At 65.5% G+C, this 18509-nt stretch carries 15 protein-coding genes; 4 read left to right on the forward strand and 11 right to left on the reverse strand.

All coding sequences use genetic code 11. From position 1 onward, the window contains the following. Positions 1–3 precede the first annotated feature (3 nt). From ESB00_RS14220 to ESB00_RS14265, 10 genes are all read right to left on the reverse strand, one after another. Positions 4–1815 (reverse strand): cbb3-type cytochrome c oxidase subunit II, encoded by a 1812-nt coding sequence (locus ESB00_RS14220; RefSeq protein WP_129048456.1) that lies wholly within the window; start codon positions 1813–1815, stop codon positions 4–6. Next, positions 1808–2206 (reverse strand): hypothetical protein, encoded by a 399-nt coding sequence (locus ESB00_RS14225; RefSeq protein WP_129048457.1) that lies wholly within the window; start codon positions 2204–2206, stop codon positions 1808–1810. The genes ESB00_RS14220 and ESB00_RS14225 overlap by 8 nt, the downstream gene beginning before the upstream one ends. Then, the gene (locus tag ESB00_RS14230; protein ID WP_129048458.1) at positions 2203–3429 is read right to left on the reverse strand and encodes a heme-copper oxidase family protein; all 1227 of its coding nucleotides are present in this window, start codon (positions 3427–3429) and stop codon (positions 2203–2205) included. The genes ESB00_RS14225 and ESB00_RS14230 overlap by 4 nt, the downstream gene beginning before the upstream one ends. After that, positions 3426–4100 carry an ABC transporter ATP-binding protein gene (locus ESB00_RS14235; protein ID WP_129048459.1) on the reverse strand — a complete coding sequence of 225 codons (675 nt, stop codon included), beginning with the start codon at positions 4098–4100 and terminating at the stop codon, positions 3426–3428. The genes ESB00_RS14230 and ESB00_RS14235 overlap by 4 nt, the downstream gene beginning before the upstream one ends. After that, a complete protein-coding gene (locus tag ESB00_RS14240) occupies positions 4093–5205 on the reverse strand; it encodes an ABC transporter permease (protein ID WP_129048460.1) in 1113 nt (370 codons plus the stop codon). The genes ESB00_RS14235 and ESB00_RS14240 overlap by 8 nt, the downstream gene beginning before the upstream one ends. An 8-nt stretch (positions 5206–5213) precedes the next feature. Further along, positions 5214–6110: a polyprenyl synthetase family protein gene (locus ESB00_RS14245; protein ID WP_129048461.1), complete on the reverse strand. Its 897-nt coding sequence runs from the start codon at positions 6108–6110 to the stop codon at positions 5214–5216. Beyond that, the gene (locus ESB00_RS14250; RefSeq protein ID WP_129048462.1) at positions 6107–6667 is read right to left on the reverse strand and encodes a YceI family protein; all 561 of its coding nucleotides are present in this window, start codon (positions 6665–6667) and stop codon (positions 6107–6109) included. The genes ESB00_RS14245 and ESB00_RS14250 overlap by 4 nt, the downstream gene beginning before the upstream one ends. A 92-nt stretch (positions 6668–6759) precedes the next feature. Further along, positions 6760–8046 (reverse strand): DUF885 domain-containing protein, encoded by a 1287-nt coding sequence (locus tag ESB00_RS14255; RefSeq protein ID WP_218938765.1) that lies wholly within the window; start codon positions 8044–8046, stop codon positions 6760–6762. Positions 8047–8050: 4 nt separating this feature from the next. After that, positions 8051–8740: an ABC transporter ATP-binding protein gene (locus ESB00_RS14260; RefSeq protein ID WP_129048463.1), complete on the reverse strand. Its 690-nt coding sequence runs from the start codon at positions 8738–8740 to the stop codon at positions 8051–8053. Further along, entirely contained in the window at positions 8733–9959 is a 1227-nt protein-coding gene (locus ESB00_RS14265; RefSeq protein WP_129048464.1) for an ABC transporter permease, read from the reverse strand. Before ESB00_RS14265 ends, ESB00_RS14260 begins: the two co-directional genes overlap by 8 nt. A gap of 558 nt (positions 9960–10517) precedes the next feature. Here ESB00_RS14265 and ESB00_RS14270 point away from each other — a divergent pair. After that, positions 10518–11111: a hypothetical protein gene (locus ESB00_RS14270; RefSeq protein WP_129048465.1), complete on the forward strand. Its 594-nt coding sequence runs from the start codon at positions 10518–10520 to the stop codon at positions 11109–11111. 157 nt (positions 11112–11268) lie between these two features. Beyond that, positions 11269–14511, forward strand: coding sequence for a tetratricopeptide repeat protein (locus ESB00_RS14275; RefSeq protein WP_129048466.1), 3243 nt, complete (start codon positions 11269–11271; stop codon positions 14509–14511). Positions 14512–14565: 54 nt separating this feature from the next. Here the strand turns inward: ESB00_RS14275 and lysS are convergent, their stop codons facing one another. After that, complete coding sequence (gene lysS, locus ESB00_RS14280) at positions 14566–16068, reverse strand: lysine--tRNA ligase (protein WP_129048467.1); 1503 nt, start codon at positions 16066–16068, stop codon at positions 14566–14568. Between the two features lie 101 nt (positions 16069–16169). On the opposite strand from lysS, the gene ESB00_RS14285 reads away from it, so the two are divergent. Then, on the forward strand, positions 16170–17435 hold the full coding sequence (locus ESB00_RS14285) for an MgtC/SapB family protein (RefSeq protein ID WP_129048468.1): 1266 nt from the start codon (positions 16170–16172) through the stop codon (positions 17433–17435). 108 nt (positions 17436–17543) lie between these two features. Continuing rightward, positions 17544–18440, forward strand: coding sequence for a lipoyl synthase (gene lipA, locus ESB00_RS14290; protein WP_129048469.1), 897 nt, complete (start codon positions 17544–17546; stop codon positions 18438–18440). The last annotated feature ends 69 nt before the right edge of the window (positions 18441–18509 follow it).

Genomic DNA, 18509 nt, shown 5'->3' on the forward strand with positions numbered 1-18509 from the left:
CCTTCACTTGTGCAGCATCTTCACATGCCGGGCGAGTCCAACAATTTCGTCATCGGCCCAGGCCTCGTGTCCGGCCATCGCCGTGCCGGGCGACCCGAACTTGATCACCCGCGCCAGCCCGGCCTCGTCGCCGTCCGGCACCCGGCGCCAGGCCTCGCTGGTCCAGTCGGGCGGCGGCACGAGAAAACGCGCCGCCAGCGGCCCGTCCCCCCGTCCTTGCGGTCCGTGGCACTGGGCGCAGTTTTGCGCGAAGAGCTTGGCCGCCTGCACGGCGGTGACGGCCCCGGCCTGGTTGGGCGGCCGCCAGGTCAGCGCTGTTTCCCAATGTTCGCCGGCGGTGCCTTCGCCCAGAGAGGCCAGGTAGGCGACCAAGGCCTCGCCCCGACCATCCGCGGAGGTGAAGAGATGCCGGTAGGAGGGCATGCGGGAACCCGGTGACACCGTGCGCGGCGCCTGAAGATGCAGCCGGTTCCACTCGGCTGAACGCCGGTTGCCCACGTTGGTCAGGTCCGGTCCCTGCCGGCGATTCCCCGGCAAGGGCGGGGCCCCGCGCAGCAATTCCGTCAGCGGATGCGCCGGCCCCCACCGCTCAACATCCGATTTCACCCCGGGCCGCACATACTGCGAGTGGCAGTGCATGCAGCCCTCCGCGATATAGACCGCTCGGCCTCGCGCGACGAGCGGGTCGCCCTCTTCCGCCCGCACCGGCCGGACCCAAGCGAGCAGGGCCAACGCCACGAGCCCGGACCTACGCCACGGCTGCAACGCGAGGACCAGCCCGGCGCCGCTGGCGAGAACGAACTCTACCGGCACGCGGTGCAAGTCCTGGGCGAGGCCGATGCCGAGCGCAGATCCCACCCAGCCTGCCACGGCAAAAACAGCCGCCGCCACCCAGGGCCGGCCATCGCGCGCCGCGAAAGCGACCAGCGCGGTCGAATAAATGGACACTCCGCCCGCATACAAAAACCCCGTGCCCCCGCCGGACCGATTAGCCCCAAGCGCGAAACACGCGCCCGCCAGGGCCACCCAGGCCACGCCGACCAGCCCCCGCGACCAGCCCCGATCCCAGCACCAGCCCGCCAGCAGCGCCGCGCCCAGATGCACCATGGCGTTGCCCCACAACCGGCTCTCCCCGGCCCAGGTCGCCTCGCGCAGACCCGACGTCTGCTGGATGATGTAGAATGCCGCCGAATCGAGCCACACCAGCGCCAGAAAAACGCCAACCCAACGCCACACAGAAACGCGCGACACAGTCGGCCCGCGAAACCATCCGGGTTCCATACGCCACAACCCCACCGCCGCCGCCAGCACCAGGCCCGCACTGATCCCGGCCTGCCCCGCCGGACCTGCGGTGAAGATCACCGGCACATTGCAAAACGCATAAGCGGCCCCCGTGCCGAGGCCGATGCCCCACCCCAGCCGCTCCGGACGCACCAGCGCCCGCAGCCCCGAGGCCAGCGTCACGGTGTTCCAGCCGAGGGCCAAGCCAATGCCCGCTGCGGTCAGGGTGAGCCCGATCAGCCCGCTCGCCGCGAGCGAGATCACCGCCATCGCCGCGCAGGCGAGATAGGACCAGGACAGTTCCCGGACGAAACGCTCCGGCCGAAACCGGCCCCACGCCAGCAGGCTGCCACCGACGCCGCCCGCCCCCAGGCCGGCCATCACGCCGCGCAGGCCGCGACCCTCGCCGAGCAGCTCCCGCACCTGCGACAGAAAGGAGAATTCCGCAAAAAGCAGAAAATACCCGTAGGTCGCCGCGACCGCCAGCGCCGCCAGGCCCAGATTGTCACCGCGGGTTGGGCCGGCTTCATTCATCGCGATACCTCGCCAGCAACACGCTTTGGACCACGACCAGCCCCAGATCGGCGACCGTAACCGCCAGCCAGGCCGGTGACCAGCCGCCGGCCACAACCATCACGGCGGTGAACGACCCCGCTCCTGCGCGGAAAATCCGCGAAAAATCAAAAACCGCCCGCAACGACCGGTCCTCGCCCCGCCAGCCGGCCACCAGGTAACTGAGTCCCACCGCTCCGACGAACACGCCCACGAATCGCACAAATTCCAACGCCTCCGCGCCGGGCGGCGTCACCCCCATTTGCCGCAGTGTCCAGTCCGGTAGCACGACCAGTCCGAGGCCGGTAGCGGCATCCATCGCTCCGGCCGCCAGGGCCAGCAGGTGACTCCAGCGGGGCAAAGGGTGGTTCATCGCCAAGCCTCCTTGAGCCAAAGCGCCGAGGCCGCCGCCATGGCCAGTCCCGCGGCGAGCCGGCCGCCGTAGATGGCCTGCGTCCACGCTTCGCTGCGGAAGAGTGCGCCGGCCGTGGCGTTTTCCACCCAACCCAGCGCCAGCAGCAAGCCCACCTGCACCGCGCAGCCCAGCTGCCAGAGCCAAAACGCGGGGCGGCGCGACAGCCCGCCGCCTAGCGTGTGCAGCACGAGCGCGTTCACCGCCGTGACCAGTCCCGCCATCGCGAGATGCGCGTGGGCGACGAGTCCGTTGGTGAACTTCAACCGCTCCGAGATCCCGGGAAGAAAGGTCAGCCACCCCGTCACCACCAGGAGCAGCCACCACGCCCACGCGGCCCACAGCCAGCGGCCCGAGTCCGCGCTCCAGTCGAAGCGCCGCCAATACAGCGGCAGAAGCGGCACCCAGGCCAGCAGCAGGCCAAGACCGATGATCTGCCCTGGCACATGGTGGGAAACCGAACCATGGCGCATGCCGGCGAACATGCCCCAGGACGCAACCAGCGCGACCCAGAACCAGCCCGCGGGTTTTGTGCGCCGCCGCCCCAGCATAAACGGCAGCAACCCGAAAAGCGTCACAATACCGAGCGTGGACCCGAGCAAGGCCGCCCCGGTGGCACCGCCGCTGTCCGGATTCACCGCCGGGTAGTAGTCGCGTCCGGTGGACACATAAAGCAGAGGCGGCACCGCGAGCAACCCGACGAGCGGAATGCCGCGAACCAGCCGTTCGCTTCGTCCCATGCTCCCGCGCCGCCGCCAAGTGTGTGCGGCCAACACGGCCCACAGGCCAACCATCGCGGCCGGCAGCACGCCCCGCGTCCAGCCGTGCCAGTCGAGAAACAGCTTGCCGCTCGTGTCACCCGCCAGCCACGCGACCCCGCCGAGCAGAAGCGCAAGCGACCAGCCGCCGAGCGCGAACCGGGCCTGCGTCACCACCCGCGGATCAGCCGCGTCGAGATACCAGTGGAGCAAAGCCGCCACCAGCGGAAGCGCGCACCAGCCGTAAAGCTGCCAGTTGAGATGCAGGGGCATCCACCGCCCGTAGGTCAGTGGCGCAACAAGGTCGCCCAACTCCGGCCAAAGCAGGCTGGCCGCCAGCCACAGGCCCACGGCATTGGCCGCAGCCAGCCAGATCAGGCTGTGCCGCGTCGCCACCTGCGCGATGGTGATCCGGGCCGTGTTCATGTCTCCGCGAGCCGCCCGTTGCGCATCCGCACGAGGCGGTGACAGGCTTCCGCGAAGCGGCGTTCGTGCGTCGCGATCACGACGGCGATGCCATCGCGCTCGGCAAGATCCTTGAGCAGGGCGAAAACCGCGCTGCCGGTCTCCTCGTCGAGCGAGCCGGTCGGCTCATCGGCGAGCAGCAGCCGCGGCGAGTTCATCAGCGCCCGGCAGATGGCCGTGCGCTGGCGCTCACCGCCGGAAAGATCCTGGATGCGGTGGCCCAGCCGGTGGGCCAGCCCGAGTTGCTCGGCCAGCAACCGGATCCGCTGCGTGCGCTGGGCCGATGATACTCCCGTGGCCAGGGCCGGCACGGCGATGTTCTCCTCCATCGTCAAATCGGGGATCAGGTTGTGCAGTTGGAAAACAAAGCCGAGGTGCCGGCGCCGCAGTTCGATGCGGGCAGCTTCGTCGCGGGGATCGAGTCCGCAGACGCTCAGTTCGCCCCGGTCCGGCACGTCGAGACCGCCGAGCAGGTGCAACAGCGTGCTCTTGCCGGAGCCGGACGCGCCCCACAGCGCGACGATTTCACCCGGGCGCACTTGCAGGGACACCTCATGCAGCACGGGCAAGCGGCCGCCGTCATAACTCTTGGCGAGGTGCGTCGCGCGAACCGGCAGGACAGTCTCACTCATAACGCAGGGCCTCCGCCGGTTGAATGCGCGACGCAAAGCGCGCCGGATAAATCGCCCCGAGCACCGCGGTCGCCAGGGCGGTCACCACGATGCCCACGAGCACGAGCGGCTGGATGGCGGCCTGCACGTAGCCGTTGAATTGCGGCAGGCGCTCGACCACGGCCAAGACCGCAAATCCGAGTCCCAGCCCGGTAACGATGCCGAGTGCCGCGACCGACGCCGCCTCGGCGAAGATCAGGCCGGCCACCTGCGGGCTGGAGAATCCGCATACGCGGAGCACCGCGATTTCCCGGATGCGGCTGAAAACTGACAAGAGCATCGTGTTGGCGACGCCCAGTCCGCCGAGTGCGAACGCACACAGGCCGACGGCCCAGGCGGTGAGATTGAGAATCTTGAAACTGCTGTAGCCCGACGAGAATTCCCGGTTCTCCAGGGCCGTGAGACCCGGGTTCGCCTGCTCGAAAGCCTGTTTGAAAGCAGCGCCCTGCGACTCGTCGCGCAGCTTCACCGCGACCACGGACGCTGCCGTGCCCCGGTGGAAAAATTCCTGCGCTGACGCCAGCGGCAGGAACACGCCGCCATCCTCGAAGCCGTTTTCGGTGCGGAAAATCCCGGCCACCCGGAAGCGGCCGCGACCGATCTCGAGCACCTCGCCCTGTTTCGCCTGCAGGAATTCCGCGGCCCGTGAGCCGAGGAAGACTTCTTGCTCCCCGCGGCCAAAACTTTCGCGCGCACCGGCCAGCCATTCTGCCCGCGCGAGACGCGGATCATTTGCCTCTATGCCGAAACAGGTGATCACGGGATGCCCCGGCGCCGTCACGATGCCGAACAGCATCGGATGCGCCTCGGCCACCTCCGGCCGCGCCCGGACGCCGGCAACCTGCTCCTGCGTCACGGAGCTGAAAAACAGGTCGGAGACGTTGCGTTCGAAAACCAGGTAGTGGCTGTCCGTGGAAAGAATGCGCTGAAACATGCCAATCGCGCCGGTGACGATCGCCAGGATCGTCAGCATCGCGGCCACGCCGAAGGCGATGCCCGCCACCCCGATGGCCGCGCGCAGGCGGTGCCGGCGCAGGTTGATGAAAACCAAAGCGAGATAGCGCATGGCCGTCCTCAGGCGGCCCGGGCCCGCGCCCGGCCGGTGATCGCCGCATGAAACTCGGCGAGGTAATTCCAACGGGCACCCAACGCCTGCAAGTTCCGGCTCGTGCGGGCGAGCTGTCGCTCCAGCCGGTCAATCCGCCGTTGGGCCGCACCGGGCCCGAGCGCGTTGACCAGATTCGGCCGGCTGAGTGCCTGGTCCCGACCGGTATCCTTGCCCGCGTTCATGAGGGTGCCGATCACATCCTTCATGTCGTCGCAGGCCTGAAACCACTGGCCCCAGTAAACCGCCAGCGCCTTGAGCAGCCGGAACTCCGCCGCCGAAGGCTCCACCGCCAGCGCAGGCAGGATCAAAGCGAGCTTGAACAGCGCACCGGTCTTGCCGGCGGCGATGACCGCGATTTCGCGCCGGTCCGTGGCGCCTTCGCCGAAGCGCAGATCCCGGGCCTGCCCGCCCACGAGCCCGGCAAGGCCGAGGGTGTCGTCGAGCAGCAGCGCCGTCCGCACCCGCACGGCGGGCGCATGCGCCGCGTAGGCGAGGCCGATCAGCACGTGAGCCCGGTTGATGAAGGCCAGGGCCGCGAGGATGGCGGTGGCATCGCCATGCACGCGATGCACACAGGCCTGTCCGCGGCGCACCGTGGCGTCGTCCATGCACGGCAAGTCGTCGAGAATCAGCGAGGCCGCGTGAAAATACTCCACCGCACAGGCCAGCGGCAGCGCCACGGCCTCAGGGAGCTCATGGCTGCGCGCCGCCGAGAGGACCAACCGGGCCCGCAACAGGCTGCCGAGGGCGGTCGCGGTCTGCGTGATGGCGGCGTGAAGGTGCGGCTCCATTCCCGGTGCCCGGGGCGCATGTTCCTGGAGCGCAGCCGCCAGTTCCATCCCTTCGGAATCGAGGGTGTTCATGCGGCCTCCTTTTTGCGTCCCTGCAGATGAAAGCGCACATGGACCAGCGGGTCCACCTTCAGCAGGCCCATCATCCGGATGACCGGAAGGTCAAACGTGCGCGTGTCCACCACGGCCTCGCCGTCAATCGCGCAGACGTCCCCCTGCGTCACCACCGTCACCGGAAACTCGAGCAGCTGCGTGTGTCCGTGAAACGTCAGGCGGCCGCGTGCCAGCCAGGCGGCATCTGCCTGCGGCGTGAGGCTCTCGAGCAGAAACTCCCCGTCGGGAAAACGGTCGGTCTGCTGCCACTCGTGCATGGCCTTGTCGCGTTTCTCCTTGCCAGTTTCCACGTCGGAAAAATGGAACCGCACGCTGGCGGCCGTCACCCGGCCATCGGGCGCGAGGGTGATGCTCGGTTCGAACTTGGCGAGGCGGCCGGTGAACGAATCCACGGTGGCCTTGACGATGACTTCGATCCGGGACTGGGCCGGATCACAGGCCAGCTGGGCGGCTTGGGCGCACCAGCCACCGCCCAGCAGGGCGGCGGCGAGAGCGAGCAGGAAGCGGGGTTTCATGCGCCCACCTTAGCCCGATGACATGAACCCACCGTGAACGGCGGATTAATTCTTGTTCATCCGCCGGGATGGCGGCCGGTGGACGATCCGCATTACTTCAGCCCCGAGGGCAGCTGCGGCGTGGAAATCAGTTCGGTAAACAATTCCCAACGCATGGCGGAATCACCCTGGGACCGGGCCTCGACCCAGTCGCTGACCAGCTTCAGGCCGTGGTTGTAGGTGATGACATAGGAACGATACTTCTCGATGAACCGCAGATACTGCTGCGCGCGGGCGGGCTCCATAAGGGAGTATTTCTCCAGACGCGCGGCGCATTCGGCTGCGGTGATCCGACCGTCGAGGTAGTCGCGCGCGGCCTCGTTGCCGGCGAAGCTGAGTTTTTTGGTGAGCCCGAGCACGCGATAGTAATCGTCAGCCAGCGCGGGATCGAGCCCGGCCAGCGGGAAGAGGACATCGCGCTCGAAGGCGAGTTTCTCCGTGCCAGGGAAGGCCACGATGATGCCGTAGTTGGCGGTGCCCTCGGCGATGATGGCGCTGGGACCGAAGAGCGGGTTGACCGAGAACTCCACCCAACCGCGCTCCTTCATCAGCTTCTGTTCGATCAAGGTCCCATAGACGTGGTGGCCCGGGTAACCCTCGTGCGCGGCGAGATCCACCGCGCGGTCGATGAAGATGGGGAGGTCGGTGTTGATCTGGATGCGGCTGTGCGCGCTGCCTTGATACCAGTTGTAGCCGGCCCACGGTTTGCCGGTCACGTATTCAAGGGTGAACTTCTCGTCGGCGGGCAGCGGGATGCGCTTGAGCGTGCGGGCACGCGCCTCGGCGACGGCGGCCTGGAACACGGCGTCGAGCTTCTCCGGCGAAATGATGAACCGGTTGCGGAAGGCCTGAAACCGCGCGGCCACCGTGCCATCGCCGGGGAGGGCTTGGTCGAGCTCGGCCAGCACGGCATCGTAATGTGCGGTGTCGTGGTGGGGAGCGACGGTGTCGTAGATGAGGCGAGACTCCTCATCGAAGCTGAACTTCTCGCCGGCGACATGGGCGAGCCGTGTGCTCAACGCCTGCACCTGCTTCGCGAGGTAGGCGTGGCGCATGTGCTGCAGGCGGTCAAAGCTGGCGGCATCCACCCTCGCGAGGCCGGCTCCGAGCCGTTCCAGCCGGGAGCGAACCTCGGCCAGCGGGAGCTTCTCGGCCTCGGCAGCCGTGCGCCACTCGGTCGGACCGGAGTAAGCGTCCACGTAATCGCCATCGTGCACACCGGCGGCGAGCGCGAGCCTGACGTAGGATTCGGCGAGGGGATCGAGGGCGGGTTGGGCGTAGGCCATGGTGGCAGCCGTGGTGACCAGCAGGCCGCTCACGACCAATCGGGTGATCTTCATGAAATCATGCAACCGCGCCCAGTTCGCCGTTGTGAAGGGCGAACCTCCGGGCGGCACGGGCGGCATGGGCCGGGTTGTGGGTCACGAGCACGAGAGCGGTCCGCTCCTCGGCACAGACCTCGAGCAGAAGGCTGATGACCTCGTCGCCGGTGCGTTCGTCGAGGTTGCCGGTGGGCTCGTCGGCGAGAATGACCTGCGGGCGGTTCATCAGCGCCCGCGCCACCGCCACGCGCTGGCGCTCACCGCCGGAAAGCTGCGAAGGCAGGTGATGGCCGCGCTCGCCCAGTCCAACACGCCTGAGCAGCGTCGAGGCGCGCTCGCGTTCGGCATCACCCACCCGACCCACGAGCCGTGCGGCCATGAGCACATTGGCCGATGCGTCGATCTCGGGGATGAGGTAGTAAGCTTGGAAGACCATGCCGAGAAACCGCCCGCGCCGGGCGGTGAGTTCGCCGAGACTGAGCCGGTGTGCGGCGTCGGCGCCCCAGAAGAGTTCGCCCGCATCGGGCCGGTCGAGCCCGGCGAGCAGGTTGAGCAGCGTGCTCTTGCCCGAACCCGACTCGCCGCGGATGGACAAGGTCTCGCCGGCGGCCACGGCGAGATCCACGCCACTCAGCACGCCAAGCGTTTTGTCCCCGCTCGGGTACGTCTTGGTGAGGCCGGCGGCCCGGAGAACTGGTGCGACGTCACTCACTTCGCAGCGCCTCCACGGGTTTGAGTTTCGCCGCCCTCCAGGCGGGGATCAGGCCGGCCAAAGTCGCGGCCACGATGGAGAACACGACAATGATGAATACATCCTTGGCCGCCGTGTGGGCGGGCAGGTTGCTGAACTGGTAGAACTTCACAAAGGCCTCCTCGCCCATCGTCATCCGCGCGATGAAGCCCACAATGGCATTGCGCCAGTGCAGCAGGGCATAGCCAAACAGAAGACCGGCGGCGGTTCCCGCCACCCCGATGAATCCGCCCTGCACACAGAAGCTCAGCGCCACGTCACGGGCCCGGCCGCCCATCGCGCCGAGCAGGCCGATCTCGCGGGTCTTGCGCACAACCGTCACGAGCAGCGAGCTGGTGATCGAGAACGCGGCCACGACGATGATGAACGTGAGCAGGAAGAAGATCATGTTGCGCTCGAAAGCGAGGACCGCCTGGAAGTCGGCGTTCGCCTCGAACCAGGTGAGCGCCCCCACTCCGGCCGGCAATGCGCGGTTGAGCCGGGCGGCCACGACGTCCGCATCGGCGCCGGGTTGGAGCCGGACGTTGTAGCCGTGGACCATGCGGTCGAGGCCGTAGAGATCCTGCATCAGGCGCAGCGGGCAGATGACCGTGGAGCTGTCGAGCTGCTGGTGCCCGATGTGAAAGATGCCGGCCACGCGCACCTCGCGCGGGAGCAACACCTCGTTGTTCTTCATGCGCTCAAGCATGAGTGGCGTGTAGATGCTGACCGTATCGCCCGGCCGCACGCCCAGACCGCTCGCCAGCAGCGAACTCAGGATCACCGAGTCGTCGTCGAGGTCGTCCAGCGAACCGGCGGTCAGGTAGCGTTGGAGCGGGATGACCTGGGCGATTCGCTCAAGATCCAAGCCCTGCACCGCCGGGAACGCCGGGCGACGACCGTATTCGAGCATCACCACACCCTGCGCATAAGGCGCGAAGGCCGCGATGCCGGGGTCGGCCGCGAGCACTTTTTCCACACCGGCCGCCGGGTCGATCAGACCCCGGGCCTTCACCTGCACCTCGCCCTGGGTGTCGATGATCATCCGTTTGATCTGGTGACCGAAGCCGCCCATCACGCTCGTCGAGACCAGCATCAGCGCCACCCCCAGCCCCACCCCCAGCACGGAGATCAGCGTGAAAAACGACACCCGCCCGGTCGGGAACAGTTGCTTAAGGGCGAGGTAGATCGGCCAGGGCATAGGGTTGAATTAATAGACCCGAGTCTGTGATATTGGTGTGGCAAGAATCATATCTGTTTCAGGAAGTCCACCTTCCTAACCCGGACATTTCACACTGATGAGCAAGCCAGTCAGCCAACTGTCCATCCGAGCAACGGGTCGAGCGACTAGATCGTAATTCGGCCGGCAAGTTCGGCCTGACAGGGCGAATATTTCTCACTTCTGGGTATGAAATACTCGGGCTAACCTCTCGGAGGTGTGGTCACCGACCAATCGCACCCCGGCCTCTAAGATAGCTGGGCCATAAGAAAAACATTCGAACCAAAGTCCCTCATGCCAATGGCCAGAAAACGAGATCGTGAACCAAGAATGAAATTTCAGGACCAAACTAGCTCAGTTGTTTTTCGTCGGATTTCTTAACAAAAACGAAAGTTAATACATCCATTCGGCCCTGACTATGAAATATATAATGTTTGCTATTAATTCATTATTATCGTTTTGCATGATATTTTAAAACCACTTTCAATTCTTGGCAAGCATCCAGCTGTTTGCACTTATTCCTTTAATCCGTAATCCCCTATGAACATCCGCGCCCTCCTTAAGACTGTCGGTCTCGCCCTCGCCCTGACCGGCGTCGCCCAAGCGTCCGACCTGACTTGGACCTCCCAGTTCAGCGGCAGCCCGCTGAAATTTCTCAACTTTAATAATGTCTCTGCAGGGTCGCATTACTACTCAAACACTTTCGACATCACGCCCAGTGGCTTCAATCCGCTCACGATGACCATCGACTCCGCGGTGGCCTCCTTCGCCTTCGCTGACGATGGCGACTCCTACGAAGAGTGGGTTGACATCACTCTGGCGGGCAACCTTTTCATCAATGAAGAGGTTGACGGAGCGCATCCGTCCAGCAGCTACGCGTGGTACTCGGACAGCTTGGGTGTCACCCTCCTCGCCGATCTTCAGGCCGATGGAAAACTTGCCTTCAAGGTGCAGCTTCTCGACACAGTCAGATATAACAAAGAGGATACCTACCTCAAGGTCGCTAAGCTGGTTGCCAAGGGTCACGAAAATCCTCCCCACAAAGTTCCCGACGAGTCCAACACGGTCATCCTGATGGGTGCGGCGATGCTCAGCCTTATCGCCCTTCGCAAGCGCTTCGCCCGTCGCGCGTGATGCGGGTCTTGATTCAATAGCGTCCAATTCTATCTACCGCCGCCGTGGTCTTTATCCATGGCGGCGGTTTTTTTGTGCCTGATTCAAAACCAACCATCGAGGCTGGCCGCGTCCGTTGACAAACCTGACCCATTCCCCTGAGTCTACCCTTTTCTCCATGCTGACACCCCTTCCCAGCCACGGCTTCCGGGCGGCAATGGTTACCGGATTGCTCCTCGTTCTGACCACCGGTTGCACCCGAAAGGACGATTTCGCGGAGCAGCTCAAGCGGGGCGACGAAGCCGTTGCCACCAACCGCTATGACGATGCGGAAAAAATCTTCATGGACGCACTCGTGCTTCGCCAGACAGATCCGCAGGTGATCGGCCGGATGGGCATACTCTACTACAATCAGGGTCAAATCGCCCGGGGCTACGCCTTTCTCGAGGAAGCGGTCAAGGGTGCACCCAACAACGCGGACTTCCAGCTCCATTACGCCCTCGCCTGCTATTCGGTCGGCAAGACGATTGATGCGCGAAAATCGGCTCAGAAGGCGCTGGAGCAGCGCCCCAAGGACGAGGTCGCGCTGCTGTTGCTTGCAGAGACCTGCGTCTCAACCCGCGACAACGAAGAGACCCGGCGCATTATCGAGGATCTGCGAACCCAAAATGGTGAGGCCGCGGGCTATTACCTTGCTCTGGGCGCGCTCCGGCGGATGCAACGGGACTATGCCGCAGCCGAAAAGGAATTGGATGCCGCGCTCGCTCTGAACCCGCAATTGAGCGCGGCGCACGACCAAATGGGCATGCTCTATGCCGCCCAGGGTGACAACGCGAAGGCGGCGGTCAGCTTGAAAACCGCCGCGCAGCTTGCGCCGCCTCGCGCCACGGTGCGGCTCCGCTACGTGAATCACCTGATTCGCACCGATGCCCGGGAGGAGGCGAAGAAGGAGATTGCCTCGATTCTGGCTCAGGCCCCCGACTGCATCCCAGCCCTCATTTTGGAGGCTAAGCTCGCGGCGGACGAGCGCCGTCTGACCGATGCCGCCACCAGCGCCCGGAAGGTGATTGATCGGGATCGGACCCATTACGAAGCCCTCACGCTGTTGGCGGCCGTAAAATTCCAGGAAGGCGATTTCGAGGGGGGCATCGCACGGCTAAAGGAGGCGGAGGAACACCACCCCCGCGCCCCCCAGATCAAAATGCAGCTCGCCGCTGCCCACCTCAAAAAAGGCGAGCGGCTAGCCGCCGAGGATTACCTGAAGAAAACCCTGCTCGTCGCCCCGAACCACGCGGAGGCCACGCAGGCTCTTGCCGAACTTCAGTTGCAAAAGGGCGACGCCATCGCCGCCGCCGCCCAGCTCGAGCCTTTGGTCAAAGCACGTTCCGGCGGCCGTCGTACTTTGGTGCTCTACGCCCAGGCCTGCTTCGACAAGGGTGATGAAAAACAGGGGCTGACCATCCTGCGTTCACTCGTGGCGCAAGCCGCCACTGATCCGGACAACCACTACCTGCTTGGTCGGGCTTTGCTCGGTCGCGACCGTCCTGCAGCACGTCAGGCAATCGAGACCACGGTCCGGCTGGCCGACAAGCACTGGTCTGCGCAAGAGATCCTGGTTGATTTCGACCTGAACGAAAACCGCACCAACGAGGCCGCGTCTCGGATCGCAGCTCTGATTGAGAAATATCCCGGGGATCCCGCCCCCCTGCTGTTGCGGGCCAGGATCCGCATATATGCGGATGATCTCAACGGTGCCGAAGCTGACCTGCTTAAGGCCCTGGAGCTGGATCCCTCTCTCCATCATGCCTATTATGAACTGGCGAGGATCTACTTCGTGAGCAGCCGCAGCCCGGAGGCGCTCGAGAAACTGACCGCCTCGGCGGCGCAATCCAACACCCCCCGCGCCTATACCCAGCTCGGCATGCTGCAAACCGCCCTGGGGAAAAACAACGACGCCCGCAAGTCCTACGAGCAAGCCCTCGCTCTGGACCGCGATTTTCCGCCCGCGCTCAACAATCTCGCGATGCTCCTATCCAAAACACCGGAGGATCTCGAACAGGCAGCCAAGCTGGCGCGGCGCGCGCACGAACGCCTGCCCGCCGATCCGCACATCACGGACACCCTCGGTTGGATTCTCTTCCGTCAGGGACAGCATGCTGCCGCTCTGCCCTATTTCCGGTCCGCTGCCGAAAAACGGCCGGCAGACGCGGAGATACAGCATCATCTGGCCATGACCCTCTATTGCCTCGAGCAGGAGGAACCCGCCCGGCTGATTCTTCAACGCCTTGTCTCCGCCAAGGCCGAGGCGGCGTTGGTCGCGGATGCACACCAACGACTGGCCGTGCTGGCCATTGACCCGGAGCGGCCTGCGCCCGGGGCGAAAGATGAACTGCAGCGATGGCTCGGGCAGGATGCGACTGATCCCGTGGTTCTCGCCCGTCTGGGTGTGATAGAGGCCCGGGAAGGCGATCCGAAGAAAGCGGCCGAACTTCTCGAATCGGCGCTGAAGTCGAACCCCCGTTCCGTGAGCGCCCTGCTCGCGTTGCTGGATCTTTACGCCGGCCCTTTGGCAAATCCCGGCCGGGCTCAGGAACTCGCCAAAGCCGCAAGCTCCACTCCTCCCGCCGACAGCAGGATCCCGCCGCGACTCGGCCGCTACGCGCTGCGCTCGGGGGACTTCGCCTGGGCGGCGTCGCTGCTGCAGGATGCCGCCCGCCAGGCGCCGGACGACATGGACCTGCGCATCGATCACGCCCGCGCACTGTATGGCAGCGGCCGGGTGAAAGACGCCGAATCAACCCTCGCCGAAGTGCTCAAGGGAAACCCCTCTTCTGTCACCCGGGAGGCGGCCCGGCGCATGTCCAGGATGCTGTCGGTGGTAGATCGCCGCGAAGAACTTCCCGCCGCCCGGGTCGAGGCCGATCAAGTCTTGTCGAGCGATCCGTCTGACCTCGCAGCCCTCATGATCGTGGCCGCGGACTCCGAACGTCTGGAAAAATACCGCGAGGCCGAGCGAATTTATGGTGAGATCCTCGCCCGCCTGCCCGGTTTCGCACCCGCCATTCGAAAACTGGCCCTGCTCCAGGCGGATTTTCTGGGCGACGACAAGCAAGCTGAGGAGCTGGCCCAGAAAGCTCGTCGGGCTTATCCGGACGATCCGGAACTTTCCCGCGCGCTCGGCTCCATCAGCTACCGGCGCGGCGACTATCAGGCGGCCGTTAATACCCTTCGGCAAAGCTGGCGACAGCGCGAAGATCCCCAGACCGCTTTTCTCCTCGGCGTGGCGCTGTTCGGACTGAAGAATACTTCCGAAAGCCGCACCTTCCTTGAGCGGGCCCTGCAGCTCAAGCTGCCTGCTCAGGAAACAACCGAAGCGGAACGCATCCTGCGCGAGATCCGCGGCAACCGCAGCGGTTTCTGAGCCGCGAAATTACGGACCGGGGTCTGCGACCGCCGGTCCGATACTCTCGCCGCATCATTTCGCCTCTTGCGGCCGCAGAGACGGGAACAGGATCACGTCGCGGATGCTCTCGGCCCCGGTGAGCAGGATGCAGAGACGGTCGATGCCCACGCCCATGCCGCCGGCGGGCGGCATGCCATGCTCGAGTGAGAGCAGGAAGTCGTTGTCGAGGTTCTGTTTGTCCTCACCCACCTGCTTTTCGAACATCTCACGCTGCACAAAGGGATCGTTCTGCTCGGAGTAGGCCGGGGCCACCTCCATGCCGCCGATGATGCACTCGAACACATCGATCAGGCCGGGGTCCTCGGCGTTGAGCTTGGCCAGCGGACAAAGTTCCTTGGGCAGGTGCGTGACGAAGGTCGGCTGGATGAGCGTGGGCTCGATGCGCTTGCCGAAGATCTCGTTCACGATCTCGTGCGTCTCCCAGCCCGGGTGGATGTCGAGGCCGAGCGCCTGCGCGGCGGCCGTCGCCTTGGTGCGGTAGTCGGGCGTGTTGCGGAACGAGCTGAGCTTCGCGCCGCCGAGCTTGTCGCCCACGGTCGCGTCGATCAGGTCGAAGTAGCGCGCCTCGCGCCACTCGCCGGCGAAGTTGATGGTCTGGCCGCTCGCAGCGTGCTTGATCTCGGTGGTGCCGATGACGTCGCGCGCGAGGTCCGCAAAGATGGCCTTGAGCAGGTCCATCATGCCGCGGAAATCGGAGTAGGCCTGGTAAACCTCGAGCATGGTGAACTCGGGGTTGTGCTTGGTGGACACACCCTCGTTGCGGAACACGCGGCCGATCTCAAACACGCGGTCATAGCCGCCCACGAGCAGGCGCTTCAGGCGCAGTTCGAGTGCGATGCGGAGGAAAAAGTCGGCGTTGAGCGCGTTGTGGTGCGTCGTGAAGGGCCGCGCGGCGGCGCCGCCGGCGACGCCCTCGAGCATCGGGGTCTCCACCTCGATGAACTTCCGGCCCGCCAGGGTGGCGCGGATGCTCGCCACGATCCGGCTGCGCAGCATCAGGCGCTTGCGCGACTCCTCGTTCACGATGAGGTCGAGGTAGCGCTGGCGGTAGATCTGCTCGCGATCGGTCAGACCGTGCCACTTCTCGGGCAGCGGTCGCAGGGCCTTGGACACGAGCGTGAACTTGTCCACGCGCACCGTGACCTCTCCGCTCTTGGATTTGAACAGCACGCCCTCGACGCCGATGATGTCCCCGAGATCGAGTTTCTTGAAAGCCATGTAGGCCTCGTCGCCCACCAGGTCCTTCTTCACGTAGAGTTGGATCTGGCCCTGCTGGTCGAGAATCTTCACGAACTGGCTCTTGCCCATGTCGCGGATGACGACGAGTCGGCCGGCGACCTTGACCGGCACGGTGTAATCCTGGCCGTCCACGTGGGCTTTCAGCGCTTCGCCCGAGAAATGCGTCTGCTCGCAGTTGGCGCGGAACGGATCCGTGCCCGCGGCGCGCATATCCTGTAGCTTCTTCAGCCGCACCGCATGCTGGTCGTGGGTGATGTCCTGGGGGATGTCGCTCATGGAACGGGGGACGCTTGGCAAGCCGCCCGCCCGGGGCAAATGGAAATTGCTGCCGGCGTCCCCGGCTTGCACCCCGCTGGCGGTTGCGCATTTTTTCGGACATGCACCCGCTCCTGCTCGCAATCACGGCCAGCGCCGGTCTCGGTGCCCTCATCGGGCTCATCCGCCAGTGGAGCGAACAGGCCGACAAGCCTCCCGGCGCCGAATACAACGGCCTGCGCACCTTCACCCTCTGGAGCGTGCTCGGCTGCGTGGCGGCGTTCCTTTCCTCGGCCTATTCGCCCGCTGTGTTGCCCGTGGTTGTCGCCGGGGTCGCAGCACAACTGGTGGCCCGGGCTTGGTCGGCCGCGTCCGACACCGCCGGTTCGGTGGGCAGCACATCCTTTGCGGCCGCCATGCTCACGATGCTCGTCGGGGCGCTCGTGTATTGGCAGCACCATCAGGCCGCCGTGTTGATCAGCGCCACGACCGGAGTGCTGCTGGGCTTGAAGGCCCGCATCCACGCGTGGACGCGCGGCTTCACCGACGCGGACATCCGCGGCACGCTGCAGTTCATCGCCATCACCGGTGTGATCCTTCCACTGGTCCCCAACCGCGAACTCGGGCCGTTCGCCGCCTTCAACCCCTATTCCACGTGGCTCATGGTCGTCCTGATCTCCGGCCTCGGTTTCACCGGCTACGTGGCCATGCGCCTGCTCGGTGCCTCGGCGGGCATTCTGCTGACCAGCCTGCTTGGCGGCCTCGCCTCGAGCACCGCCACGACCCTCGCCTTCAGCCGCCGCAGCCGCGAGGACCCGGTCCTTTCGCGGCATTACGCGTTGGCCGTGGTCGCCGCGTGCAGCATGATGCTCCCGCGCGTGCTGGTCGCGCTCAGCGTGTTCAACCGCGACCTCGCCTGGCATCTCGTTTTGCCCTTCGCGCTCATGGCAGTCCCAGCCCTGGGCTACGGCGTGTGGCTCTGGTTCGCCCGCCGCAACCAAACCCACACCGTCGGCGCGCCCGCGCTCGCCAATCCCCTGAGCCTGCGTACCGCGGTGAAATTCGCCCTCCTCTACACCGCTATCACCTTTCTGGTGAAAGCCGCCGCCAACTGGGAAATCCTCCACACCGGCCTGCTTCCCCTCAGCTTCGTGTCGGGCCTGACCGACATGGACGCCATCTCCCTCTCCGTGGTCGGCAGCCTCAACACCGGCAACATCCCCCTGCCCCTCGCCGCCCACGCGATCTTGGTCGCCGCCATCGCCAACTCCCTGCTGAAGGCCGGCCTGACCTTCTCGCTGGGTTCGCCGGAGTTGCGCCGCCACGCCGGCGGCGTGCTCATCCTGACCGCCCTGGGCGGCGTGGGCGGGTGGTGGCTGGTCGCTTGATGCGGCGTTATCCGGCGTGTCAGCGGGACTTATACTCCCGCCGCGGCCCCGGGCTGAACCAAAGATTGTCTTTGCGCCAGTGCGGGCTTTCGTGACCAATTCCTCCCGATGTCCGCCCAACGCAAACCCGACTGGCTCCGCGCCAAGCTGCCGACCGGCCCCGCCTACCAGGCGACCCGCCGGATGGTGGAGGACAACAAGCTGCACACCGTCTGCCAGAGCGCCCAATGCCCGAACATCGGCGAGTGCTGGTCCCGCGGCACGGCCACGGTGATGATCCTGGGCAACATCTGCACCCGTTCCTGCAACTTCTGCGCGATCCAGAGCGGCCGCCCCACCGAGCACGACCTCGGCGAACCCGCCCGCGTGGCCGACGCCGTGGCCAAGATGGGCCTGCGCCACTGCGTCATCACCTCCGTCGCCCGCGACGACCTGAAGGACGGCGGCGCCAGCGTCTGGGCCGCGACCATCCGCGCCGTCCGCTACAAGAACCCGCACTGCGCCATCGAGGTGCTCGTGCCGGACTTCGTGGGCAAACTGGAGCAGGTGGACATCGTGCTCGCGGCCAAGCCCGACATCTTCAACCACAACCTCGAGACCGTGGAACGTCTCCAGCGCCCGGTGCGCGTGCAGGCCCGTTACGACCGCTCCCGCTCCGTGCTCCAGCACGCCAAGTCCCGCGGTTTCACCACCAAGACCGGCATCATGCTCGGCCTCGGCGAAAAGCCCGAAGAGATCGAGCAGACGCTCCGCGACATCGCCGCCGACAAGACCGACATCCTCACGCTCGGCCAATATCTTCAGCCCACTCCGCAGCACTGGAAGATCGACCGCTGGGTCCCGCCGGAGGAATTCGCCCAGTGGAAGAAGCTCGGCCTCGAACTCGGCATTGGCGTCATCGAGAGCGGCCCGCTCGTGCGCTCCAGCTATCACGCCGACGAACAGTCCGCGAAATACGTCGGAGAAGAGCATTTGAACGTTCGCCCCACTCTCGCACAGGTCTGATTGCCCGTTGCGCCTTGATTTGGGGTTGCTCGTAAGCGGGGTCTGTCGTCTCCTCGGGTCGCAAAAGGT

The sequence above is a fragment of the Oleiharenicola lentus genome (assembly GCF_004118375.1).
In the GTDB taxonomy this organism is placed as follows: Bacteria; Verrucomicrobiota; Verrucomicrobiia; order Opitutales; family Opitutaceae; genus Lacunisphaera; species Lacunisphaera lenta.